This window comes from Micromonospora gifhornensis, assembly GCF_016863515.1.
Taxonomy (GTDB): domain Bacteria; phylum Actinomycetota; class Actinomycetes; order Mycobacteriales; family Micromonosporaceae; genus Micromonospora; species Micromonospora gifhornensis.
On the sequence record NZ_BOPA01000027.1, the window covers coordinates 140,426 to 164,375 of the forward strand.

At 70.3% G+C, this 23,950-nt stretch carries 18 protein-coding genes and 1 riboswitch; of the genes, 6 read left to right on the forward strand and 12 right to left on the reverse strand.

All coding sequences use genetic code 11. The features are described 5' to 3' along the window. Positions 1-89 precede the first annotated feature (89 nt). Positions 90-689: a hypothetical protein gene (locus Vgi01_RS20020; protein ID WP_204292011.1), complete on the reverse strand. Its 600-nt coding sequence runs from the start codon at positions 687-689 to the stop codon at positions 90-92. A gap of 457 nt (positions 690-1,146) precedes the next feature. Here Vgi01_RS20020 and Vgi01_RS20025 point away from each other — a divergent pair, with 457 nt between their 5' ends. Together Vgi01_RS20025 and Vgi01_RS20030 are read left to right on the forward strand one after the other, a co-directional pair. Further along, positions 1,147-2,478 carry a hypothetical protein gene (locus Vgi01_RS20025; protein WP_204292012.1) on the forward strand — a complete coding sequence of 444 codons (1,332 nt, stop codon included), beginning with the start codon at positions 1,147-1,149 and terminating at the stop codon, positions 2,476-2,478. Beyond that, positions 2,475-3,050, forward strand: a complete 576-nt coding sequence (locus Vgi01_RS20030) for a flavoprotein (RefSeq protein WP_204292013.1) — start codon at positions 2,475-2,477, stop codon at positions 3,048-3,050. The genes Vgi01_RS20025 and Vgi01_RS20030 overlap by 4 nt, the downstream gene beginning before the upstream one ends. A 159-nt stretch (positions 3,051-3,209) precedes the next feature. Here the strand turns inward: Vgi01_RS20030 and Vgi01_RS20035 are convergent, their stop codons facing one another. Both Vgi01_RS20035 and Vgi01_RS20040 read right to left on the reverse strand, forming a co-directional pair. Beyond that, entirely contained in the window at positions 3,210-4,427 is a 1,218-nt protein-coding gene (locus Vgi01_RS20035) for an SNIPE associated domain-containing protein (protein ID WP_239089076.1), read from the reverse strand. A 477-nt stretch (positions 4,428-4,904) separates the two neighbouring features. Next, positions 4,905-5,492 (reverse strand): kinase, encoded by a 588-nt coding sequence (locus Vgi01_RS20040; protein WP_204292015.1) that lies wholly within the window; start codon positions 5,490-5,492, stop codon positions 4,905-4,907. Here Vgi01_RS20040 and Vgi01_RS20045 point away from each other — a divergent pair. Further along, positions 5,487-5,627, forward strand: coding sequence for a hypothetical protein (locus Vgi01_RS20045; RefSeq protein ID WP_204292016.1), 141 nt, complete (start codon positions 5,487-5,489; stop codon positions 5,625-5,627). The two genes, Vgi01_RS20040 and Vgi01_RS20045, sit on opposite strands and share 6 nt — an antisense overlap. 117 nt (positions 5,628-5,744) lie before the next feature. Here the strand turns inward: Vgi01_RS20045 and Vgi01_RS20050 are convergent, their stop codons facing one another. The 5 genes from Vgi01_RS20050 to Vgi01_RS20070 form a co-directional block, all read right to left on the reverse strand. Continuing rightward, positions 5,745-6,848, reverse strand: a complete 1,104-nt coding sequence (locus tag Vgi01_RS20050; RefSeq protein ID WP_204292017.1) for a glycoside hydrolase family 53 protein — start codon at positions 6,846-6,848, stop codon at positions 5,745-5,747. A gap of 133 nt (positions 6,849-6,981) precedes the next feature. Continuing rightward, the gene (locus Vgi01_RS20055; protein ID WP_204292026.1) at positions 6,982-8,295 is read right to left on the reverse strand and encodes a hemolysin family protein; all 1,314 of its coding nucleotides are present in this window, start codon (positions 8,293-8,295) and stop codon (positions 6,982-6,984) included. A 229-nt stretch (positions 8,296-8,524) separates the two neighbouring features. After that, positions 8,525-10,762, reverse strand: coding sequence for a 5-methyltetrahydropteroyltriglutamate--homocysteine S-methyltransferase (metE, locus tag Vgi01_RS20060; RefSeq protein WP_102659738.1), 2,238 nt, complete (start codon positions 10,760-10,762; stop codon positions 8,525-8,527). Positions 10,763-10,875: 113 nt separating this feature from the next. Then, positions 10,876-11,087, reverse strand: a riboswitch (cobalamin riboswitch). Positions 11,088-11,396: 309 nt separating this feature from the next. Further along, entirely contained in the window at positions 11,397-12,032 is a 636-nt protein-coding gene (locus tag Vgi01_RS20065) for a response regulator transcription factor (RefSeq protein ID WP_102659739.1), read from the reverse strand. Continuing rightward, on the reverse strand, positions 11,984-13,300 hold the full coding sequence (locus tag Vgi01_RS20070) for a sensor histidine kinase (RefSeq protein WP_204292018.1): 1,317 nt from the start codon (positions 13,298-13,300) through the stop codon (positions 11,984-11,986). The genes Vgi01_RS20065 and Vgi01_RS20070 overlap by 49 nt, the downstream gene beginning before the upstream one ends. Positions 13,301-13,400: 100 nt before the next feature. On the opposite strand from Vgi01_RS20070, the gene Vgi01_RS20075 reads away from it, so the two are divergent. Both Vgi01_RS20075 and Vgi01_RS20080 read left to right on the forward strand, forming a co-directional pair. Beyond that, complete coding sequence (locus tag Vgi01_RS20075) at positions 13,401-14,432, forward strand: fatty acid desaturase family protein (protein WP_204292019.1); 1,032 nt, start codon at positions 13,401-13,403, stop codon at positions 14,430-14,432. Positions 14,433-14,505: 73 nt separating this feature from the next. Next, positions 14,506-14,733, forward strand: a complete 228-nt coding sequence (locus Vgi01_RS20080) for a hypothetical protein (RefSeq protein ID WP_204292028.1) — start codon at positions 14,506-14,508, stop codon at positions 14,731-14,733. A gap of 16 nt (positions 14,734-14,749) precedes the next feature. On the opposite strand, the gene Vgi01_RS20085 is transcribed toward Vgi01_RS20080, so the two are convergent. Together Vgi01_RS20085 and Vgi01_RS20090 are read right to left on the reverse strand one after the other, a co-directional pair. After that, positions 14,750-15,307 carry a hypothetical protein gene (locus Vgi01_RS20085; protein WP_203224539.1) on the reverse strand — a complete coding sequence of 186 codons (558 nt, stop codon included), beginning with the start codon at positions 15,305-15,307 and terminating at the stop codon, positions 14,750-14,752. Positions 15,308-15,372: 65 nt separating this feature from the next. After that, positions 15,373-15,609: a hypothetical protein gene (locus Vgi01_RS20090; protein WP_239089077.1), complete on the reverse strand. Its 237-nt coding sequence runs from the start codon at positions 15,607-15,609 to the stop codon at positions 15,373-15,375. Positions 15,610-16,052: 443 nt separating this feature from the next. On the opposite strand from Vgi01_RS20090, the gene Vgi01_RS20095 reads away from it, so the two are divergent. After that, entirely contained in the window at positions 16,053-16,820 is a 768-nt protein-coding gene (locus Vgi01_RS20095; protein ID WP_204292020.1) for a thioesterase II family protein, read from the forward strand. Positions 16,821-16,866: 46 nt separating this feature from the next. On the opposite strand, the gene Vgi01_RS31175 is transcribed toward Vgi01_RS20095, so the two are convergent. Both Vgi01_RS31175 and Vgi01_RS20105 read right to left on the reverse strand, forming a co-directional pair. After that, positions 16,867-23,019 (reverse strand): type I polyketide synthase, encoded by a 6,153-nt coding sequence (locus Vgi01_RS31175; RefSeq protein ID WP_204292021.1) that lies wholly within the window; start codon positions 23,017-23,019, stop codon positions 16,867-16,869. 59 nt (positions 23,020-23,078) lie between these two features. Continuing rightward, a partial coding sequence (locus Vgi01_RS20105) for an acyl carrier protein (protein ID WP_239089078.1) occupies positions 23,079-23,950 on the reverse strand: 872 nt, incomplete at its 5' end.

Consider the following 23,950-nt stretch of genomic DNA (forward strand, 5'->3'; position numbering starts at 1 on the left):
TTCAGTTGGCCTGGCCCGGGCATCGGCCGCACGGCGGAGGCATCGTGACGCCCCCGCCGTCGGCAGTCGATCAACACACTCGCGGCCACTCAGACACCGGGCCCGAGCGGATCGGCATCAGATGTCAGGATGGTCTCGGTGCCGGACGGTTCGATGAACACCTGCACCGGTCCCGCCAGGACCGCCACCCGCCCGGACGGGTCCTCCTCCCGCACCACCCTGACCTGCGCCGCCTCGACAGTCAGGCTCACCCGCACCGTCGCCGCACCACCAGGGACGACCAGCCCACCACCGGCCTCCCCGACATTGCTCCCCTCCCCTACCCCACCAACCCCGTCCTCGGACTCCACCGCAGGCATGCCCAAATGCATCCCCCGTGCGGGGCCGCCCCCGGGATCTCGGGCGTGTCCGTGAATGATGAAGAAGCCGAGTTCCGCGTCGGTGGCCTTACCGAGGACCTCCCGCAACGCCGTACGGCACGGCTCAAAAGGCCACCGGTGCTCACCGCGTTCCAGCTTGCCCACATAGCGGGCATCAACGCTGACCCGCCTACCGGCATGTCGGTAGGCGTACGCGTTGACCGCATCCGCCAACTCCTGACGCGACATCGGCCGCCCCGAACCCGACGGCGACCGCCGCGCCAACCGCGCCGCACGCAGCAGTTCGTTCGGCCCCGGCCGATAACCCACGATTGACTCTCCTGGTCCGTTGACTGACGCTCACCGGCTGACGGCAGGACGAAGGGATATGCGCGGTGGGCTTGCCCGTCGACCGGGCAAGCCCACCGCCGTAGGCCAGCGGCGGGGAGCAGACCGTCGGCCACCCGCCCACGCAGCCCTGACGGCGGTACGCGAACGAGGAATCACCCGTACGGTCGACGGCATGGCCGAGGCCAGCACTCGCCGGTGCGTCGGGTCGCGATCCGACCTGCCGCCGTGAGGCACGTCCATCTGGTTCTCCCTGCCGTGACGTTTGCCGCTGGCCCGCCGCCGCACCGCTGGGGATCAGCGCGTCAGCACATCCAGGCTGACTTGGCCGGTGGACCAACGGAATGCCTCGCCGGTGCATCCGCAGCGCACCGGCCGTCACCCCATATGCGGCTACCATCACCTCCACCGATGACTGTCCGTCCCGGAAGGACGTGCGATGGCTACGGTGACGACCTGGACCGGCCAGGACGCGAACGCGCTGCGGAATGCGTTGCGGATGAGCGTGACCGCCTTCGCCGAGCACCTCGGCGCGGCGCGACGGACCGTGGCCAAGTGGAGCAGCCAGGGCGAGCAGGTGCTCCCCCGCGCGGACATGCAGGCAGCGCTGGACACCGTGCTCTCCCGAGCCACGCCTGAGGTACGAGAACGCTTCGAGGCACTGCGGACGGCTGGCACCAGCGGTGCACCTGTGGGTACCGCACAGCCGGATAGCGACGCGCGAACGGATACTGGCGATGAGGGTGACTCGGGCTCGGATGGTGACGTGCGACGCAGACTTCTCCTAGGCGGGGCGGCGATCGGTATCGCCGCCGTACCCAACGTCGCTCCACTACTCGACGCGCTCGTCTCGCCCACGCACTCCAATGGTGCGGCGCTGTCATTTTCGCAGTTTTCCCAGGCCGTCGCCGCCGCCAAGGTCGACTACCAAGCCTGCCGGTACGAGCGCGTACTCGACCGACTTGTGACGCTGTTGCCGTCCCTCGAAGCGGTGAAGTCGGGCGCGGATGGCGAACAGCGGTCGCAGGTCGAGATCCTGACCGCCGACCTTTACCACGTCGTCGGCAGCGTCCTGCTGAAGGTGGGCGATCCCGGGATGGCTCTGGTAGCGGCCGAACGGAGCAGCCGGGCCGCTGCCCTGAGTCAGGACCCCGTGGCGATCGCCGCGAGTGCCCGGATCATGACCCATGCGCTGATGGGCAACAACCACGACGCCCAGGCGGTGGCCCTCGCCGGGAACACGGCCGAGTCCCTCGACCGGGACACCCACCTCGCGTCGACCGACGCAGTGGCCGTCTACGGCGCCCTCGTCCTGCGAGGAGCCATCGCCGCCGCCCGCCGCGACGACCGGGACACCGCACACGCGATGCTTGATGAGGCAACCCGCGCGGCAACCCGCCTCGGCTACGACGGCAACGACCGGTGGACCGGCTTCGGTGCCACCAACGTGCAACTGCACCGGGTCAACATCGCTCTGACCCTTGGCGACGCCGGGACAGCCATCGCGATCGCCCGTACGGTGCCGTTGGAAAAAGTGACGCTGGCCGAGCGCAAGGCCTCCCTGTTCGTTGACGTGGCACGCGCCTACACCCAGTGGGGACGCTACGAGCACGGCCTCAACGCGCTGCGCACCGCGTACGAGGTGGCACCCGAAGAGATCCGCTGCCGACCGACGGTCCAACGCATCGCCGGCGACCTCGCCACGCTCACCAACGGCTCTACCCGCACCGCCGCTGTCGGCTTCGCCCACCGCGCCGGGATCCGGTTGTGACCGGCGGTCACCTCCAGATCGTCGTCTGCGGCGCCGGTCCGGCCACCGACGTAGCCCAGCTCATCGAGGCAGCGCAGCAGCGATGCTGGACAGCGGCGGTCACCGCCACGCCAAGCGCGATGGACTTCATCGAAACGCAGTCACTCGAAACCCTCACCGGACATCCGGTCCGGTCGACCTACCAGTCGTCACCCGGCACCCGCCGATCGCTCCCCGCAACCGATGCCCTGATCATCGCCCCCGCGACCTACAACTCGATCAACAAGATCGCCCTCGGCCTCGCCGACAACTACGCCATGACCTCGGTCGCCGAGCTGATCGGCAGGCAGGTGCCGACCGTCATCGTCCCGTTCGTCAACGCCGCCCTCACCGCGCGGGCGCCATTCCGGCACGCTGTGGCCAGCCTCCGCGACGAAGGAGTACGCGTCCTGCTCGGCCCCGACGACCACTGGGAACCACACCCGCCCGGCAGCGGCAATGAACGGCAGAAATTCTTCCCCTGGACGGCGGCTTTCGAGACGGCAGCCCAGCTCGCCCACGAATCGCGACCGGCCGCTCCCGGCCACGCCTGATCGTGAACGAGCCAACGACGGTGTCAGATGACCTCACAGTGACGGCGTCCGATGAGCGCCAACTCGGTGGTCGTCGTTCCCATCGGGAGCCCTCGTACAGAGAACCCGACCTGTGCCTGCTGGCGCAGCGGGCACAGGTCGTTCGTGGCTCTCGGCATGTCAGGTCGCGGCTGGTTGCTCCTGCGCGTGGGTGAGGCTCTGCCGGTACTCCAGGGCCTCCGGGATCTCCTCGTACTGCAGTAGGTTGCCGGTCAACGCCAGGAGGTGTGCCTTGGCTTCCTCCGGCGTGACGTAGAAGAACTCCCGACGGTGATTGACCAGGTTGACGCGCCGGTCGGCCAACCGTGCGTGCATCTGCGCCTCGATGCCGACAGCGTCTTCGGAGAAGAACAGGGCGTGCACGTCGAAGTTGAAGGGCACAGAGGCGTCGCTGAGTTCGCGTACCCGGTCCATCGGGTCCAACCGACGGGTCATGCCGACCTTGACCATCTTCTCGCCGAACGAACCAAGGTTGGAAATCACGTAAACGTAGCCGGCACGCACGTTGGCGGCCCGCCGGTCAACGTCCTGGATCGCGTTGTCGATCTGCGCCAAGCGGTCCTGCATCTGAGCCACACCGTCGGTATCGCCCTTGGCCTGCAGAGCAGCCATGGCGTTGGCATAGTGCTGACGTTCCTTGTCGAGCCGAGCGCGTTCGCGTTCGATCTCCTGCTGGGCACGTCGCTCTTCGCGCAGCCGGGCCTTCTCCTCCCGTTCCCGCTCCTTCTCCTCAGCCACCTTCTCCTGGTAGTCGGCAGTGAGCTCCAACTCCTTGACCCGCAGCCGGTGATATCCCTCGGCAATCCGAATGTCCATCGTCTTGCCGAGCTTGGCGATGGTCGCCGCCACCTTCCCCAGTCGGTCGACGGCCGAGGCAAGCTTGTACGGCTTCAACCCCCGTACCAGGTTGTCCGCCTCGGCGTTGTAGGCGCGAAGCATGAGCTTGGAGAAGTCCCGGACCATGGCCCGGCCCTCGGCGACCGAGCCGTTGACCGTCCACCCGGTAGCAGCCTGGACCGCTCCCCCGTCCTTCCGGGCCATAGCCTTGATCTGGTCCTGAAGGCGGCTGAGCTGGCTCTGGTAGGCGACCGCGTCCGACAGCGGGTGCCGGTACTGGTATACACCGGCCTCCTGCAGCAGTGAGGTCTCCTCGGTGACCACGATCTGCCGCCGAAGTCCGCTCAGCTGTCGATCGAGTTCGGCTTTCTGGGCCTCACCCTTCGCTGTCAGATCGGCAATCTCACGACTGAGCCGGGCCCGGTGCTGTTCCAACTCCGTGGCGGACAGCACACCGAGCCGTGACATCTCCGCCCGCAGGCCCGCCAGTTCACCATGCACCCGATCCAGCTCGCTGTGAAGCTGCGCATTCTCCACAGCCAGTTCGCGCGCCTTGCCCCGGGCACCGAACAGAGGAATATCTGAGGTCCCACTGCGCTGCTGCGAGACGACCACGGGAGCAGCAGCAGTCTGCAGGGCTGGCCCCGCCGGGGCCGGAGACGGGGCCGGGGCCGGAGACGGGGCCGGGGCCGGAGACGCCGAATCCTGAATCCACAACTGCCACCCCTGCGGAGGAGGACCCCAAGCGGGATCCGGTGTCCAGCCGGCGGGCGGAACCCATCCAGCAGGCGGAGTCGGCCAGTTCGGCGGTGCGTTGAAGCGGTATCCCATTGTTCCCCCATGCGTCACCAAGGCCCGACGAAACTAGCGCCGTGGCTTCTGACTCGACATCGAGAACTTAGGTCGGCAGGTCAGCCATCCAGACGACCACGGATAACCAAGTGGAGGCCTCAGTCTGGTTACCGACAGAAGTCGGCGTTACGTCTGAGACGCGGTCTGCTGGCCGTGCGAGCTACCCGCCAGCTCGTCGTCGCGTCCGGTCTGGGGTAGTCCGGCAGCAGCCGCGATGGCCTCGACTGCTTCGTTCAGTCCGGTGGTCTCGGGGAGGACGAGTTCGTCTGGCCACCCCAGGACATCGTGGGCGGCGTACCAGCCGCTCATCTGGTCGGTGGTGAACTCGGTGGCCTGCGGGCGGGTGAGGTGCCGTCGCAGGGTCTCGGCCAGGGACACATCGAGGTAGCAGAACAGCGACCGGCCGCGGTGGCCGTCCCGCAATGAGGTCAGCATGTCCCGGTAGCGGCTGGTGTGCAGGATGCCTTCCAGTACAACGTGGTAGCCGTGGTCGAGAGCGAACAGGACGGTCTGCCCGATCAACGCCGGTGCGGCACCGCCGGGCTTGTCCCGTTCGAGCAGCACGATCCGCCGCAGGTAGTCCTGCTCGACCAGGGCGCAACCCCGACCGTGCCGGCGTCGTAGCTCACGGGCGATGCTGCTCTTACCCGAACCGCAGTTGCCCCGGATGCAGACAAAGATCGTCTCGGGGCTGCCAGTGGATTGAGCGTGCACGATCTCTCCACGGATTCACTCGTCACGAACGATGAGGTCGAGAGCGACGACGGCCAGTTGGGTGAGGTCAGCAAGTTGGTCCTCGCCGAGGGCCCGGACGGGACGATGCAGAAGGTCGGTTGGGATGAGTGGTAGGGCCCGCTGCCCCTTGCGGCCGCCCGTCGGCGATTGAGTCCCACCGCGTTCGATCGTGGTCGACCGACTCCACAAGTGGCCTGGCGGGGTGAACCGCCAGGCCACGGGGGTGGCGGGTTACGGGGTCCAGACCACGTGCGGGTTCACGTGGCCGGTCCAGTTGAAGATGGCCATGTTGTCCCAGCCGTTGCCGGTGCCGTTGATGTCCGCCGGGTCCCAGCCGTTGCCTCGGATCGCGTACCAGGTCGGTTCCCAGTAGAAGACGCCGACGCCGCCGGCGTTGCGTACGGTGTTCTGCACCCAGCTGAACTGTTGTGCCTGCCCGGCCCAGGTGGCCGGGATGTTGTCGCACAGCACGGTGCCGGGGATCGCGTTGCCCTGGTGGTCGGCGTTGGCGGTGGTGAACTGGTATGCGGTCTCGGCGAGCACGACCGGTTTGCCGTAGCGGGACTTCACGTCGGCGATCACGTTGTACAGGTTCGCCAGCGAGCCGTGCCACATGCAGTAGTACGACAGCGCGGTGACGTCCCAGGTCACGCCCTGTGCTCTGATGCCGTCGTAGAACCAGCGGGCGTTGGCGTTGCTGTCCGCGTTCGCCGTGTGGATCCACACCTGGGTGCCGCTGTTGCAGGCTTTGGTGGCGCGGTAGCCCTGCTTGAGCAGGCTCGCCAGGGGCGCGAAGTTGTTGTTGACGACCTGCCCGGCCGGCCACAGCATGCCCACGTTGATCTCGTTGCCGATCTGCACCGCGTCCGGGGTGGTGCCCTGTGCTTTCAGCGCGGTGCACACGTCGTGGGTGTAGGTGTAGACGTCATTTTGCAGCTGGCTCAGCGAGTGGTGGGCCCAGGCTGCGGGCGGATACTGCTTGCCCGGGTCGGCCCAGGTGTCCGAGTAGTGGAAGTCGATCAGGAGCTTGAAGCCCTTCGCTTTGATCGTCCTGGCCTGCTGGAGCACCTTGGCCTTGTTGTTGTAGCCGCTGATCGGGTTGTTCCAGATGCGCAGCCGCAGGTAGTTGACGCCCTTGGCGGCAAGGATGTCGTAGGGGTCGGCCTGCGCGCCGGAGGCGTTGTAGTAGCGGGCCCCGAGGTCGAGGCTGCGTTGCAGTGAGGAGACGTCGGCGCCGCGCATGGTGAGGGTGTTGGCGGCCTGCGCGGGGGCGGTCAGGGCCAGCGGGGCCGCGAGGACGACCACCGCCAGGACGGCCCGGAGGGACGGTTTCATGGCGCTCCTTCACGTGGAGGATGCGATGCCCAGAGATGGGTCCAGCGTGGCGACAAGCCCGTTAGATCGAAGCTAATCAATCATACGTGTCACGGTCGGCCGCGCGTAGGCGCTCGTCGGGGACCGGCCCCGGTCAGGATTCCACCTCGGGTTCGTCCGTGTCGGGGCCGTCGGGCCGCGCTGTGGTCCGCAGGCGTACGCGGGTGATGGCCCGGCCTGTCACCTCGGCCACCTCGGCGGTCAGACCCGGCAACTCGACCACTTCGCCGGGCGTCTTGGGGATGTGACCGAGGTGTGCCAGGACAAGGCCCGCCACTGTGGTGTAGTCGCCGGGCTCGAGCGTGTCCTCGTCCAGGTCGACGCCCACGTCCGGCAGGTCGTGCAGCGGGAAGCCGCCCGACAGCAGCAGTGACCCGTCCGCCTCCCGCACCAGTGCCTGCACGTCCCGGTCGGTTTCGTCGTAGATCTCCCCGACGATCTCCTCGACCAGGTCCTCCATCGTCACGATGCCGTCGATGGCGCCACGCTCGTTCACCACGAGGGCGAACTGCTGCCGCTGTGACCGCATCTCCCGAATCGCCTCGGTGACCTTCAACGTCTCCGGTAGATACAGCGGCGCGCTGACGTGTTCGGCGACCGGGCCCTCCTGGTCGAGCAGGTCACGCATGTGCACCACGCCGACGGTGTCGTCGAGGCCGGCGCGGCCCACGACCGGCGCGCGGGTCTGCCCCGATCGGCCCAACTCGCGCAGCGCCTGCGGCGCGGTCAGCGACTCGGACAGGGTGACCACCTCGCGACGCGGGACGAGGATCTCCCGCAGGTTCCGCTCGGCCACCTCGAACGCCCCAGAGATGATCATGCGGTGTTCGGGGGTGAGGTTACGCTGCGCGGCGACGATGTCCCGCAGTTCCTCGGTGGTGACCTCCTGGCGGCGGGCCCGTGGGTCTCCGCCCGTCAGTCGCACCACCGCGTCGCTGGCCTTGCCCAGCAGCCACACCACCGGGCGGGAGAACGCCGACAACGCGTCCAGCGGGCGGGCGACCAGCAGGGCCCACCCTTGCGCCCGCTGCATCGCGATCCGCTTCGGCGCCAGCTCACCCAGCACCAAGGTGACGAAGGTCAGCACGATGGTGACCAGCACGATCGCGACCGGCTCCGCCGCCGACCCCAGGAACCCCAGCGGTCCCACCAGCGGCGCCGCCAGTGACACCGCGGCGGCCGCCGAGGCCAGGAACCCGGCCAGGGTGATGCCGATCTGAATGGTGGCGAGGAAACGGTTGGGATCGCGTGCCAGCCTCGCCAACACCCGTCCCGCCCGGGAGGTGCGCTCCAGGCGCTGCAGCTGACTCTCCCGCAGCGACACCAACGCCATCTCGCTGCCCGCGAACACCGCGTTCACCAGCACCAACACCAGCACCAACGTGACCTGCACGCCATAGCCGCCCACGGCCTGTTCGACGCCTCCTCGACCGGGCACCGCCCGCAGCCTCGACCGTAGGGACAGGCCGATACACGGTGTCGACTCCCCTATGGTGAGGGTTGGGCGGGCAGTCTGTGCCCGCTTGTCCTCAGCTGCACCACGACTCCTCATCCTCGCTCCCGTGATGACGGAGGTTGGGAAGCTGGGCTGGGTAGACCGGGCGGACCTACCAGGAGGCCCGCCCGGGGTGGCGATCTCAGTGTCCGCGTACCTCGGCGGCAGCCGCGACCAGGTGCCGCAGCGACGCTTCGACCTCGGGATAGCTGCGGGTCTTCAGGCCGCAGTCCGGGTTGACCCACAACCGTCGGGCCGGCACGGCCGCGACCGCCCGGTGTAGCGCCTCGACCATCTCCTCACGCGGCGGCACCCGGGGTGAGTGGATGTCCCAGATCCCGGGGCCGACGCCCCGGCGGTAGCCGATCGCGGCGAGGTCGTCGAGGATCTCCATCTTCGACCGGGACGCCTCGATGCTGGTGACGTCGGCGTCGAGGGCGTCGATGGCGGTGATCACCTCACCGAACTCCGAGTAGCACAGGTGGGTGTGGATCTGGGTGTCGTCGGCGACGCCGCTGGTGGCCAGTCGGAACGCGCCGACGGCCCAGTCCAGGTATGCCTTCTGGTCGGCCTTGCGCAGCGGCAGCGTTTCGCGCAACGCCGGTTCGTCGACCTGGATGACCCGGATTCCTGCCGACTCCAGGTCGTGGCACTCGTCCCGCAGGGCGAGCGCGACCTGGTCGGCAGTGTCCGCGACAGGCTGGTCGGTACGGACGAAGGACCAGGCCAGGATGGTGACCGGGCCGGTGAGCATCCCCTTGACCGGCTTGCTGGTCAGCGACTGCGCGTAGGTGGACCACTCCACCGTCATCGGTGCCCTGCGCGCCACGTCGCCGTAGATGATCGGCGGCCGGACACAGCGGGAGCCGTACGACTGCACCCAGCCGTGTTCGGTGGCGGCGAAACCGTCGAGCTGCTCGCCGAAGTACTGCACCATGTCGTTGCGTTCCGGTTCGCCGTGCACGAGCACATCCAGACCCAACTGCTCCTGCAGCCGGATGACATGCTCGACCTCGGCGCGCATCCGCGACGCGTAGCCGGCGTCGTCGAGGCTGCCGGCGCGGTGTGCGGCGCGGGCCTTGCGCAGCTCGGTGGTCTGCGGGAACGACCCGATCGTGGTGGTCGGCAGCTCCGGCAGCCCCAGCCGTTCCTGCTGGCGGGCCGCCCGGCTGGCGTAGTCGCCGCGCTGCCGGTCGGTGGGGCGCAGTGCGGCGAGGCGTCCGCGGACGTCGTCGTGGCGCCAGGCCGCCGGGATGGCCGGCAGCGGTGCGGGCAGCGCGGTGGTGCCGTCGCGCAACGCGCGGCCGAGCAGGACGACTTCGTCGACCTTCTGCCGGGCGAACGCGAGCCGCGCGGCCAACCGGGGGTCGAGGCGGGCTTCGGCGGTCAGGTCGACCGGGACGTGCAGCAGGGAGCAGGACGTGGACACGGCGACGTGGTCGGCCAGCCCGGCGACCGTCGCTCCGGCCGCGATCGCGGCGCGCAGGTCGGTACGCCAGATGTTTCGTCCGTCGACCAGGCCGGCGACGATGGTCCTGCCGGCCAGTGGGCCGGCGGCGGCGAGTCGGTCGAGGTTGCCCGGGCCGGCGACCAGGTCCAGGCCGATTGCTTCGACCGGGGTGTCCAGTAGCGCCGGCAGGGCGGCGCCGAGGTCACCGAAGTAGGTGGCGACGAAGATCTTCGGCCGGTGCGTGAGTTCACCGAGCCGGATGTAGGCGCGGCGTAGGGCGTCGATCTCGGCCGGGGTGCGGTCGGCGACGTAGGCGGGCTCGTCCAGCTGGATCCAGGCCACCCCCGCCTCGGCGAGTGCCGTGAGGATCGCGGCGTACGTGTCGACCAGGTCGTCGAGCCGGGCGAACGGATCGTCGCCCTTGGCCAGCAGCAGGAACGTGGCCGGCCCGATGAACACCGGTCGGGTGGTGATGCCCAGGTCGCGGGCCTCGGCGTGCTCACCCAGCGCCTTCGCCGGGTTCGCGGTGAAGACGGTGTCGGGGCCGATCTCCGGCACCAGGTAGTGGTAGTTGGTGTCGAACCACTTCGTCAGTTCCAGCGCCGGCTCGGCGTCGACGCCGCGGGCCATGGCGAAGTAGGTGTCCAGCGCGGGCAGGCCCAGCCGGGCGAAGCGGGTGGGGATCGCGCCGACGGCGACGGCCGTGTCGAGGACCTGGTCGTAGTAGGAGAACGTGTTCGACGGGATCGCGTCGAGGCGGGCGTCGTGCAGCGTCCGCCACACCTGCGCGCGCAGCCCGGCGGCGGTGCTTTCCAGAGCGTCGACGTCGATGGTGCCGGCCCAGTACGCCTCGACGGCCTTCTTCAGCTCACGATCGACGCCGATACGCGGGTAGCCGAGCACAGTGCTCTGGCCGAATGCGGTAGTCACCTGTGGGGTCCTTCCCTCGAAGTGCCCAGCGGACCCGGGAGGGAAGGTAGGCACGTCTCACGGTGCCCGCTTCCGCCCTGGCCCTCCCGAGAGGCCGCCGGCGGCGCACACCGGTGGCGTGCGCAGCGCTGGCAGGTCTTCGGACTCGCGGGCATGACACGAGGTCACCTACTGGCCGTCGCTTCCCGGACCTGGCGGTCCAGTGCTTCGTTGACGGCGGTCGTTCCCACTCACCGCTGCGGGGCAGTCCCGGTCTCTCACCGGGTTCCCTCTTACGACACCCCACCCTGGCGGGATGGGGCGAACCAGCGCCGCTCGCCATCGTACGGGCCTGTCGGTCGTCTCCGCGTCATGCTGTCCGACGTGCGGGATGGATGTCAGGTCGAGGACGCCGGGGTCGGTGGCGTGTCGGACGTGGTACGGGCCGGTGTGTCGAAGGTTCGAGGCGTTTGGTGTGTACGCGTTGGTCGTCTCGGCTGATCGACCAGCATGGCGTCTCTCCCTTGATCGGCCGGTCAGCCGCTACTCGTACAGTCCCGACGCAGGGCCGTTCGTTTGACAGCCCCACACGGACGTACCCAAGTGACCCAGGCCGGATGCGGCCGGCCGGCGCTGGCGTCCGCCTTCCACCCGCTCAGGCGTTGAGGTACGCCAGGACGGCGAGGACGCGCCGGTTGTCGTCATCGGAGGGCGGCATGTCGAGTTTGGTGAATATGTTGTTGATGTGTTTGCTCACGGCCTTCTCGGTGATGCGGAGCTTGGCTCCGATCGCCGCGTTGGAGCGACCTTCGGCCATTTCACCGAGGACGTCGCGTTCTCTGGGGGTGAGCACCGCCAGCGGCTCTCGGCGGGCGAGGAGTTGCGAGATGACTTCATGGTCCATGGCGGTACCGCCGGCGGCGACCCGGCGCACGGCGTCGACGAACTCGCCGACGTGGGACACGCGGTCCTTGAGCAGGTAGCCCACGCCGCCGTGTGGCGTGCTGAGCAGTTCGCGGGCGTACAAGGGCTCGACGTGCTGGGAGAGCACGAGGATGGGCAGGCCGGGAATCTGGGTACGAGCGGCGATCGCGGCCTGCAGACCTTCGTCGGTGAATGTCGGCGGGAGGCGGACGTCGATGACCGCCACCTGGGGCCGGTGGGTGGTCAGGGCGGGCAGCAGCGCCGGGCCGTTGTCGACGGCGGCGACGACGTCGAAGTCGTAGGCCCGCAGGATGCGGGTCAGCCCGTCCCGGAGGAGCGCGTGGTCCTCGGCGATGACAACGCGCACGGCAACTCCATGGTGATGACGGTGGGCCCACCGGGCGGGCTCGACAGGGCCATCGTGCCATCGAAGGCGGCGAGGCGGCGTTCGATGCCCCGCAGACCGGTGCCGGCCGCGGGGTCGCCGCCGCCCACGCCGTCATCGGCGACCACCATCGTCAGCGTTGCGTCGGTGTGCCGCAGGGACACCGATCCGGTGTGGGCGCGGCTGTGGCGGACCATGTTGGTAAGCGTCTCCGCGACGGCGAAGTAGGCGGCCGACTCGACGGGGGTGTCGAGGCGGCCGGGCAGGTCGACATCGACTGTGATCGGCACGGGCAGGCTGAGCGCCAGCGCCCGCACCGCGCCGTCCAGCCCGCGTTCGGCCAGCACGGGTGGGTGGATGCCCCGGACCAGGTGCCGCAGCTCGACAAGTGCGGCGCTGCTCGCTGCACGTGCTTCGGCGAGCATCTCGTGGGCTGCGGCCGGGTTCCGGTCGATCAGTTCGTCGGCGAGACCGATCGTCATGCCCAGCGAGACGAGCCGCGCCTGGATGCCGTCGTGCAGGTCGCGCTCGATGCGGCGCAGCTCGGCTGCCTGGGCGTCCACCGTGTCGGCGCGCGTCACGGTCAGCTGGGTGACCCGCAGGCGAAGTTCGGCGGCCTTGGTCGGTGCGAGCAGGAGTCGGGCGAAGTACGCGTCGGCGCGCCGTAGCCAGGGCGCCACCCACAGACCGCCGGCCAGGATGGCGGCGCCTTGCGGCAGGCAGATCAGTCCTTCACCGAATGTGTCGATGGACCAGACGGTGCCGTAGCCGTACCAGTCGGTGCCGAGCCAGATCCACAGCGGTGTCAGCGTCAGACCCATGATCCCGTACAGCGGCACGGCAAGTGAGATCGCGCCGAGGGTGGCCCCGACGATCCCGCCGGGCAGCAGCCAGGCGAGGTCGCGCCAGGTGGCCGGGTCCGTGACGATCCACCGGAAGCGCCGCCAGCCGCCGGCGATGCCCCGCTGCGGGGGCGGCTGGTAGGGGCGTGGCACCGGGACCCCGGCCGATGTGGCACGTCTGCGTTCGAGATCCGCCCGCTTGCGGACCAGCGTCGTCGTCCAGGACACCAGCGCCATGCCGAGCAGCGGCACCGGGACCAGGACCAGCGCCAGCAGCGATACGACGAGCAGCGCGACGTTGGCCAGGGTCAGGCCGATCGCGGCCAGACCGGCGAGCACCGCGCGTACACCCCGACGCGCCCACTCGTACGTCCGCTCGTCAGGCCCGGCCACGTCCACGGGTGCCATTGTGCCCACGCGACCGCCGTTTCTCGGGGGTGCTAGCACCCCCGATCGGCGGGGTGACAGCGTTCCTGACAGCGCCCGTCCGAGGCGGTCTGCTGGAATCATGACGACTACCACGAGACCGTCGCAGTCGACGACCGGCAGTGACTTCGCCGTCCTGTCCCGCCGGATCACCGACGCCGGGTTGATGCGCCGCCGGCCCGCCTACTACGTCGTCCGGCTGAGCATCGTCACGCTGATGTTCGTCGGCGGCTGGGCGGCCTTCTTCCTCATCGGCTCCTCCTGGTGGCAGATGATCACCGCCGTGTTCCTCGCCGTCACGTTCGCCCAGGTCGCACTCGTGGCGCACGACCTGGCGCACCGCCAGGTGTTCCGCACCAGACGTCCGAGCGCGGTCGCCGGACTGCTGGCCGGCAATCTCGGCATCGGCATGAGCTACGGCTGGTGGATGGACAAGCACACCCGTCACCACAACAACCCCAACCACGACGACCTCGACCCGGACGTGGCTCCCGAGGTGCTCGTCTGGACCACCGAGTCGGCGGTCGGCCGGCGCGGGCTGAAGGGCTTCATCACCCGGCACCAGGCCGTGCTGTTCTTCCCGCTGCTGACGCTGCTCGCCGTCAGCTTGAAGGTGTCCAGCGTCAAGGCGTTGCGCGACGGCACGGTGAAACAGCGGCGTGCGGAGAGCGGGCTGCTGATCCTGCACGCCGTCGGCTACCTCGGCGCGCTGGTGCTCGTTCTCTCGCCGTTGCAGGCCGTCGCCTTCCTGCTGCTGCACCAGGCGCTGTTCGGCGTCTACCTCGGCATGACCTTCGCCCCCAACCACAAGGGCATGCCGCACCCGACACGCACCGAGGACTATCTCCGCAAGCAGGTGTTGACCTCCCGCAACGTTCGGGGGAACCGGCTGGTGGACGCGGCGCTCGGCGGTCTGAACTACCAGATCGAGCACCACCTGTTCCCCGGCATGCCGACGCCCAACCTGCGCAGGGCACAACCGATCGTGCAGGCGTACTGCGCCGAGATCGGCGTCGCCTACGTACAGACCGGTCTCGTCACCTCCTACCGCCAGGCCCTGCGACACCTGCACGAGGTGGGCGCACCCGCACGTGCCGAACACGCACGGCGCTGATGCAGTACATCGCAGCGTGGATCGGCGCCGTCGGCCAGAACCCCCGCAAAGGCATCACCCACACCAGCGACACGTGGCCGCCGAGCTGGCCGACGTGGTGCTCACCGCCCTGGTCGCCATCACCAGCCTCGGCCACGACCCCCGCCACGTCGTCACCACCTGCGCCAACAAGGCCGCCGCCCGCCTCGACACCTACCCGAGCACGCCCGACCGAATGAGCTACACGCCGCCCAGATCAGCAGAAGCCCAGTTTGGAGGCCACGGAACACCGCACCGCCGCCCGGGTCCGAGGTTCGGCTGATCGATGCCGAGGTGGATCAGGGGAAGGCGTTCGGTGCCATGCAACTGGCAAAGATCAGCGCGAGCACCCAGTCCAGGTTGCTCGGCAGGCAAAGCCGCACCACGAACCCCGGCCGCCGCGTGCGCGGCCGGGGATCCCGTCTGCGGGGCGGGCCAAGACGGCGGTCCAGGTCGGGCGTGAAGTACTGCGACAACCCCCACTTCAGCCCGCTCACCAGAACCATCCCGAGAGTGAACATGCCTACCGTGGCAGCGCCCACCATGACCGCCTCGAGCACCGAGTCGCCGGCCGAGCCCGAGCGCAGCAGCGACGCTGCCACGTACCCGGCCAGCGGAACCATGCTCAGCCCGAACCACGCCTGGAAGCGGAAGAGGTTGGCCATCTCCGCGTCACCACCCGAAGGCGGCCAGTCCCGAGCGTGGCCACGCACCTCCTCCAGCGTCCAGACGAACCGCTTGTCCCGGTTGGCCAGGCGCACCAGCAAGGGCGCCATCAGGACAACGAGCGGACGGCCCAGATCCCGCAACCGTCGGCGCGGCTGACCAGGTTCACCTTCGACATCATCGTCGGTCATCAAGCAGATCGCGTGTCCTCTACGTCGCTGCCACCAGGCCGGAGTGGGATATCTGCCAGGCTCCCTCACCGCGCTGCGGTGTCCGAGGCCCGACCGGTCGCATAGTTCCACACCGTACGGATCGGGACGGAGTCGTGGGTGTGGGCCGGCCTCTCCAAGAACAGCAGATGCTTCAGCTCGTCGATGCGGCCCTCCCCGGCCAACAGCCAGGCGCGGATTAGCCAGTCGCCCGGGCCGAGGATGTCCGGTGTCTCGTTCAGCACGACGTTCCGGTCGAGCAACAGCAGCAGCTGCGGCAGCATCTCGTCCAGACGCTGTCGTGCACCAGGCCGATGTTGATGTAGAAGACCAGACCCCGGCGGCTGGAGTGATTCGATGGCTGCACCTCGAGGATGAGCGCGTCTCCTTGTAGCGAGAACCGGCGAAAGACGCGTCCCTCCTCACCTCGCTCGAAGCCGTGCCCGGCGAGCTGGATCGCCAGGTCCTCGACGAAGCCGTTCATCGACGACTGCGCGGACAAGAGCAACTCCTTTCCCGCTCGCGGGGAGGCAGCGAGCAGATCATCCTGATGCGGCCGAGGTGCGGGGGTCGGAAGTTCTGCGACCATTCTGTCCGCTCGGTCCAGGTGTGAGGTGGCCCTGCTCAGGGCGGTTCGGATTCCGTGACCGCACCGGTCTGAACCGCCGTGACCGTGCCGAGAGTGGACGGTGACCGTGCCGGCTGCCGACATGCGTAGCGTCGAGGGATGACATCGGTGCATGAGAACCCGGCAGTGGCGGATCGGTGGGTGCGAACTCTTACCACGAGCAGCGCCCCCCGCATCCAACTGGTCTGCTTTCCGCACGCCGGTGGGACGGCCAACTACTTCCTGTCGCTGGCCCGGGCGCTGCCAGCGGAGGTGGAGGTGTTGGCGATCCAGTATCCGGGGCGGCAGGACCGACGTGCCGAGCGCGCCCGTACCTCCATTGCGGAACTCGTCGACGAGGCGGACGCGGTGTTGCAGGCTCGGCTCGCCGGGCCGTTTGCGTTCTTCGGGCACAGCATGGGTGCGGTGATCGCACACGAGGTCACCCAGCGGCGTGCCCGGGCCGGTGCCCGACTGCCGCAACGGCTGTTCGTCTCGGGTCGGCGCGCGCCGGATCAGCCGCCGTGCCGGCCGAATCCGCCACGCACGGACGTCGGGATCCTGGAAGATCTGCGCGAAGCCGGTGGCACCCATCCGCTGTTTCTGACCGATGCCGAACTGCGCGCCGAACTCCTGCGGGTCATGCGTGCCGACTATCAGGCCATCGACTCGTACGCGTGGCATGCGCAGCCGCCGGTGAACTGTCCGATCACCGCTCTGACCGGTGACGCCGACCCGCAGGCTTCCGTCGCGGCGGTGCGCGCCTGGTCGGCACACACCTCGGCCGGGTTCGACCTGCGCGTCTTCTCCGGCGGGCACTTCTACCTCGACGAGCACCGGTCGGAAGTGGCCGGCGCGATCGGTGAGGGACTGCTTCCACTGCCCTGAGGGCCGGTCATCCCCCCAGCGGGGGTGACCGGCCCATCGGTGCGGGTCAGCGTGCCGAACTGGTGGCCAGCGCCGGTGGCAGGTACCCGACCTCGGTGAAGAATCGCAGGTAGGTGTCCAGTACGTCCGCGGTGACCGGGGCCGGTGGCAGACCGGCGGCGGCCAGCGCGGCGTCGGTGTCGGCTGTGTCGATCACCGGGTAGAAGGCGTCGGTGTCGGCGACCATCAGCTCGAACGCGTCGAGCAGCGGGTAGAGCGCGTTGTCACGGTCGGCGAGCACCGCGGCGTGCCACTCTGCCCAGCTGGTGACGGTCAGCTGGTGTCCGTGAGCGCGGAGCCGGTGCAGGATGTCGCGCCAGGCGACCCGCTCGCTGTTGTAGAGGTGGTGGGTGCTGCCGATGTGCTTCGAGTCGGTGGACAGCGCGATGATCGACGCGGCCACGTGGTCGACCGGCACCAGGGGGACGCTGCCGCCGAGGCTGTCCGGAACCGTGCCGGCCTGGATCAGTCCCTTGATGCTCAGCCACAGGTAGTCGCGGGTCTGGCAGGCACCGTGGCGGCGGTCGCCGGAGACCAGGTCCACCCGGTACACCGAGACCGGCAGACCACGCTCGCGGGCCAGTCCGATGATCTGCTCGGCGACCCATTTGCTCTGCAGGTAGCCGCTGGGCAGCAGGTCGGCCGGGCCGGTCGGGTCGTGCGGGCCGTGGCCACGCCCGTCGGGGGCGGGGCCGGCGAACACGCCGGTGGTCGAGACGTAATGGACCGGTACGGTGCGCTGCGCGGCGGCCAGGCGCAGCACCTCGCGGGTGCCGTCCACGTTCGCGGCGCGCAACGTGGCGTACGGCTGGAGCCAGTTCACCGTCGCCCCGGCGTGGTAGACGACGTCGATGTCGCGGGCCAGTGCGTCGAAGGTGCCCGGGGTGAGGCCGAGGCGGTCGGCGGCGAGGTCCCCCACCACGGGTACCACTCGGCCGGGGTCCAGCTGGTCCTCGATGCGGTACCACCGGGCGGTCTCGCGTAGCCGCTTCCATGCGTCGTCCGGGTCGTTCGCCCGGATCAGGCAGTGCACCGTGGCGGTGGTCGTGGCCAGTAGTTCACGGAGCAGGAACGCGCCTACGAAGCCGGTGGCGCCGGTGAGCAGGATGTGCCGGGGTGCGCCGTCGGGGATGGAGCCGGGCGTCGGACGGATGTCGTCGGGCAGCGTGACGTCGGCGGTCAGGTCGAGCCCGGCCGGCTGTTCCGGGCCGGTGTCGAGCAGGCTGGTGTGCAGGTAGTCGGCCAGGGCCTGCGGGGTGGGGTGGTCGAAGACGGTGGTGGCGGGTAGGGCCAGGTCGGTGCGCTGGGCCAGCCGGTTGCGCAGTTCGACGGCGAGCAGCGAGTCGATGCCGAGGTCGGTGAACGTGCCGTCGGCGGGCAGGTTGTCGGTCCCGGTGCGGCCGAGCACGTCGGCGGTGACCGTGCGGACCAGGGTGGTGAGGGCTTGGCGGCGTTCGTCGGCAGAGAGCCCGGTCAGGTCGGTCAGCTTGTCGGCGGACCGGTCCGCGTCTGCGGGTTCGCGTCGTACCGTCGGCGGCAGCAGGGTGCGCAGCACCGCCGGCACGGTCTCCGGGCGGGCGCGCAGGGCGGTCAGGTCGATCGGTACGCCGATGAGCGTCGGGTCCGCATGCCGCAGCGCCGTGTCCAGCATGGTCAGGCCGGTGGCGGGGTCGATCTGCTGATAGCCGGCGCGGGCGATGCGGGACCGGTCGGCGTCGGTGAGGTCTCCGGTGATGCCGCTGCGGCCGGCCCACAGGCCCCAGGCGATCGAGGTGGCCGGCAGGCCGGTGGCGTGGCGGTACGCGGCGAGCCCGTCGAGGAAGGCGTTGGCGGCGGCGTAGTTGCCCTGCCCGGCGCCGCCGATGGTCGCGGCGAGCGAGGAGAACAGCACGAACGCGGCCAGGTCGAGGTGGCGGGTGAGTTCGTGCAGGTGGGCGGCGGCGTCTGCTTTGGGGCGCAGTACCCGGGCCAACCGGTCCGGGTCGAGGTCGCCGATCAGGCCGTCGTCGATGGTCCCGGCGGTGTGGAAGACGGCGGTGATCGGCGGTGCGGCCGCCAGCGCGGCGCGCAGCCCGTTCCGATCGGCCACGTCACAGGCAACGACCCGGGCGGTGGCGCCGACGGCGGCGAGGTCGGCGATCAACTGGCGGGCGGCTGGTGTGTCCGGTCCGCTGCGGCTGAGCACGAGCAGGTCCCGGACGCCGTGGCGGGTGGCGAGGTGTGTGGCTACCAGGGTGCCGAGCGAGCCGAGCCCGGTGACGAGCACGGTTCCGGCGCTGAGGCGGGGGCCGGGTCCGGGTGGGGTGGTGACCCGTTCGGCGCGGGGCACGTACGCGGTCCCGGCCCGTACCGCGATCTCCGGTTCACCGGTGGCGGCCAGGCTGGTCAGTAGTTCCGGGGTGGGTTCGTCGTCGAGGTCGACGATGACGAGACGGCCGGGTTGTTCGGTGGTGGCGGTGCGGGCCAGTCCGTGCAGGGCGGTGGCGGCCGGGTCGGTGACCGGGCCTGGGCCGGTCGCGCCGCGGGTGAGCAGCACGGCCGGTGGGCCGGACGGGGCGGCCAGGTGGCGGCGCAGGGTGTCGAGCAGGTCGGTGGTACGCCGGTGCAGGTCGGTGGCCAGGTCGCAGGTTGCGGTGGCGCGACCGTCGATGACGGCGGGGGTGGGGCCGGTGGTGGTCGGTACAGGCATCGGCTGCCAGGTGATGCGGAACAGGGCGTCACCGGGGCGGTGCCGGGCGTGGGCCAGGGTGTCGGCGTCGACCTCTCGGGTGCGGACGGTGGCGACGATGGCCAGCGGTTCGTCGTCGCCGGTGGTGAGCAGCAGGCCGCGGGGGGCGCTGCCGTTGCCGGCCGGGTCGGTGACGATGGTGCGTACCCCGGCCGTGGTGGCGGCGCTGCGCTGCACGGCCACGTCGCGCCAGTGGTACGCCTCGCCGTGGTGGCCGGTCGCGGCCAGCGCGGCGTGCAGGAGTTCGGGGTGCAGCACGTAGTTGCCGGCCGTTTCGCCGTCGGGCAGCCGCACGGGCACCGGCTCGCCCTCGGCCGTCGGGATGGACGCGGCGTCGGCGGCCAGGTCGCCGGTGGCGAGCAGGGTCCACGGGACGTCGGTGTCGTCCGGGCGGCCGTGCAGGGTCACCGGCCGGGTGTCGCCGGTGGGCGCGCCGACCCGGATCTGCACGCGCAGACCCCGGTCGGGGCAGATGACCGGGCCGGTCACGTCGAGGCGGCGCAGCACCGGTCGGCCGCACTCGTCGCCGGCCCTGATGGCCAGTTCCACCAGGGCCGACGGTGGCAGCAGAACGGCGCCGTCCACCCGGTGGCGGTCCAGCCAGCGGTGGGTGGCGGGGGCGAATCGGCCGGTGAGGACCAGCTCGCCGGTGTCGGGCAGGGTGACGGCGCCGGCCAGCACCGGGTGGTCGGCGGGGGTGAGGCCGAGGGCGGCCGAGTCGGCCGAGGGCGGGGTGACCCAGAACCGGCGCCGTTGGAACGGGTAGGTGGGTAGGTCGACGTGCCGGGCGCCGGTACCGTCGAGCACTGCCCGCCAGTCGACGTGGTGACCGTGCCGGTGCAGGGTGGCCAGCGCGCCGGTCAGGGCACCCACCTGGTCGTGGCCGGTCTGTGCAGGTACCGCCACGCCGGTGTGGTCGGTGAGGGTGGCGGCGACCGCCGGGGTGAGCACGGCCGCCGGGCCGGCTTCGAGGAAGGTGGTGGCGCCGGCGTCGGCCAGCGCGCGGACACAGTCCTGGAAGCGGACGGTGGCGCGGACCTGCCGTACCCAGTAGCCGGGGTCGGTCAGCAGGCCGGGGGTGGCGAGGTCGCCGGTCACGTTGGACACGATCGGCAGGGTGGGTTCCCGGTAGGTGAGGGTGGCGGCGACGCGGTGCAGCGGGTCGAGGACCGGGGTGGTCATCGGCGAGTGGAAGGCGTGGCTGACCGCGAGCCGGTGGGTGGTGATCCCTTGGGCGGCGAGTCGTTGCGCGACGGCGAGCACGGCGGGTTCGGGGCCGGCGAGGGTCACTGCGGCAGGGGCGTTGACGGCGGCGATCACCACGTCGTCGTCGTGCTCGTCGAGCAGTGCCTGCACCTGGTCGGCGGGGGCGGCGACGGCAACCATGGCGCCCCCGGGCGGGAGGTCCTGGAGCAGTCGGGCGCGGGCGGCGACCAGGGTGACGGCGTCGGTCAGGTCCAGTACTCCGGCGACGTGCGCGGCGGTGATCTCGCCGAGGGAGTGTCCGCCGACCATGTCGGCGCGGACGCCGAGGGACTCGGCCAACCGGAACAGCGCCACTTCCCACGCGAACAGTGCTGGTTGGGTCCAGCCGGTGTGTGCCAGTTTCCCGGCCCGGTCGGTGCCGTCGGGGGCGAACAGGACGTCGCGTAGCGGCTCGTCGAGGTGTGGGTCGAAGGCGGCGCAGACCTCGTCGAGCGCGGCGGCGAAGGCGGGGAAACGGGTGTGCAGGGCAGCACCCATGCCGGGGCGTTGGGCCCCCTGCCCGGAGAAGATCACGGCGAGGCGTCCGGGTTCGCCGGTCGGGGTGGTGTCCGGTGCGGCGGCCAGCGCGGCGAGGCCGTCGAGCAGGCCGCTGCGGTCGGCGGCGACCACGTGTGTGCGGTGTCCCAGTGGGGTGCGGTGCAGGGCGAGGGTGTATGCCGCGTCGGCCGGTTCGATGTCGTGCCGGTTGCTCAGGTGCGCGTGCAGCCGGGTCGCCTGGGCGCGCAGCGCGGCGGCGGTGCGGGCGGAGAGCAGGAACGGGTACGGGCCGGGCTGCCGTGGTGTGTCCGGTTCCGGTTGCTCGGGAACGTGTTCGAGGATGATGTGGGCGTTGGTGCCGCTGACGCCGAAGGACGACACGGCGGCGCGGCGGGGGCGTTCGGTCTGCGGCCATGGGCGTGCCGAGGTGAGCAGGTCCAGTGCGCCCTGGGTCCAGTCGACGGCTGGGTTGGGTGTGTCGAGGTGCAGGGAGCGGGGGGCGATGCCGTGGCGCATGGCCTCGATCATTTTGATCGCGCCGCCGGCTCCGGCGGCGGCGACACTGTGGCCGATGTTGGATTTCAGCGAGCCGAGCAGCACCGCAATGGCGCGGTCCTGCCCGTAGGTGGCCAGCAGGGCCTGGGCTTCGATCGGGTCTCCGAGTCGGGTGCCGGTGCCGTGGGCTTCGATGACGTCGACGTCGGCGGGGGTGAGCCGGGCGTCGGCCAGGGCCTGCCGGATGACGCGTTGCTGGGCCGGGCCGCTGGGCGCGGTGAGGCCGTTGGAGGCGCCGTCGGAGTTGATGGCGGAGCCGCGTAGGACAGCGAGGATGCGGTGGCCGTGGCGGCGGGCGTCGGTGAGGCGTTCCAGCAGGAGCAGGCCGACGCCTTCGGCCCAGCCGGTGCCGTCGGCGGTGGCGTCGAAGGATTTGCAGCGGCCGTCGCGGGCGAGGCCACGCTGCCGGGAGAAGTCGATGAACCCGCCGGGGTGGCCGTAGACGGTGCAGCCTCCGGCGACGGCGAGGTCGGCTTCCCCGGCGCGCAGGGCGCGGGCGGCCAGGTGCAGGGCGACCAGGGACGAGGAGCAGGCGGTGTCGACGGAGAGTACGGGTCCTTCGAGGCCGAAGGTGTAGGCGATGCGGCCGGAGGCGATGCTGCTGAGCCGGCTGGTCATCATGAAGCCGTCGAGTTCGGGTGGGCCGTCCAGGCCGAGGTACGACTGTTCGCCGACGCCGACGAACACGCCGGTGCGGCTGCCGCGCAGCGGGCCGGTGTCCAGGCCGGCGCGTTCGAACAGTTCCCATGTGGTTTCCAGGAGCACCCGCTGCTGGGGATCCATGCCGAGGGCTTCGCGGGCGGAGATGCCGAAGAACTCGGCGTCGAAGTCGGTGGCCGCGTCGATGAAGCCGCCGTGGCGGGTGTAGGAGGTGCCGGGCGGGCCGTCCGGGTGGTAGAGCCGGTCGACGTCCCATCCACGGTCGTCCGGCCAGGTGGTGATGGCGTCGACACCGTCGGCGACGAGCTGCCACAGTTGTTCGGGGTTGTCGGCGCCCGGGTAGCGGCAGGCGGTGGCCACCACCGCGACTGGTTCCGGGGTGCCGGCCTCCAGCTCGGCGACGCGTTCGCGTGACCGCTGCAGCTCGGCGGTCACCCACTGCAGGTATTTCAGCATGCGGTCCTCTTCGGACACGACGTCTCCTCGGGGGTCGGGTGGGCGGCCGGGCGGGGGTGGGTGCGGCCGGGGGTGGATCAGGCGCCGGCGGGTCGGGCGGCGCGGCCGAGCTGGTCGTCGATGAATGCGAACAGTTCGTCGGCGTCGGCTGAGTGCAGCAGTTCCGGTTCGGGACCGGGTTCGGTCGGTGACCGGCGGGCCAGTACTTCGCCGAGTCGGGCCAGCACAGCGGTGCGCCGGTCTGCGGTCAGCGTGTTGCGGGCCAGCGCGGCGTCGAGACGGTCCACCTCGGCCAGTAGGTCGAGGTCGTCGGTGTCGGCGCTGGTGGCGGTGGCGGCGGTGATGGCGTACTGGTCGAGGAGCAGTCCGGCCAGTGAGCGTGGTGTCGGGTGGTCGAATACGGCGATGGCGGGCAGGGTGATGCCGAGGGCGGTGGAGAGCCGGCTGCGCAGTTCCACGGCGGTCATCGAGTCGAAGCCGAGGTCGGTGAAGGCGCGGTCGGCACCGAGCCGGGAGGGGTCGCCGTGGCCGAGCACGGTGGCGGCTTCGGTGCGGACCAGTGCGAGCAGCCGGTCGGCGCGGGCGTCGTCGTCCAGGCCGGTCAGATCCACCGCGGCCGGTACTGGTGCGGTTTTCGGTTCGGGTACGGCGGTCGTGGTGGCGGCGTCGCGCAGGAGCCAGTACCGCTCGCGCTGGAACGGATAGCTGGGTAGGGGGATGCGGGTGCCGGCGGTCACCGGCGGATAGGTGTCGGGGTCGACGGGTTGGCCGTAGGCGTACAGGTGGCCGAAGAGTTCGGCGGCGGCTTGTGGTTCGGGGCGGTCGCGGCGCAGCGTGGGCAGGGCGGCGACGCCGTCGGGCAGGTGGGCGGCGAGCATGCCGGTGAGGATCGCGTCGGGTCCGACCTCGATGAGCGTGGTGACGTCGTCGGCGAGCAGCCGCTGGGCGG

Excerpts from the sequence above, each read along its gene's own strand:
- Vgi01_RS20095 (WP_204292020.1), top strand. The coding sequence starts at position 16,053 with ATGACATCGGTGCATGAGAACCCGGCAGTGGCGGATCGGTGGGTGCGA.
- Vgi01_RS20050 (WP_204292017.1), bottom strand. The coding sequence starts at position 6,848 with ATGAAACCGTCCCTCCGGGCCGTCCTGGCGGTGGTCGTCCTCGCGGCC.
- Vgi01_RS20090 (WP_239089077.1), bottom strand. The coding sequence starts at position 15,609 with ATGCTGCCGCAGCTGCTGCTGTTGCTCGACCGGAACGTCGTGCTGAAC.
- Vgi01_RS20085 (WP_203224539.1), bottom strand. The coding sequence starts at position 15,307 with ATGACCGACGATGATGTCGAAGGTGAACCTGGTCAGCCGCGCCGACGG.
- Vgi01_RS20075 (WP_204292019.1), top strand. The coding sequence starts at position 13,401 with ATGACGACTACCACGAGACCGTCGCAGTCGACGACCGGCAGTGACTTC.
- Vgi01_RS20070 (WP_204292018.1), bottom strand. The coding sequence starts at position 13,300 with ATGGCACCCGTGGACGTGGCCGGGCCTGACGAGCGGACGTACGAGTGG.
- Vgi01_RS20025 (WP_204292012.1), top strand. The coding sequence starts at position 1,147 with ATGGCTACGGTGACGACCTGGACCGGCCAGGACGCGAACGCGCTGCGG.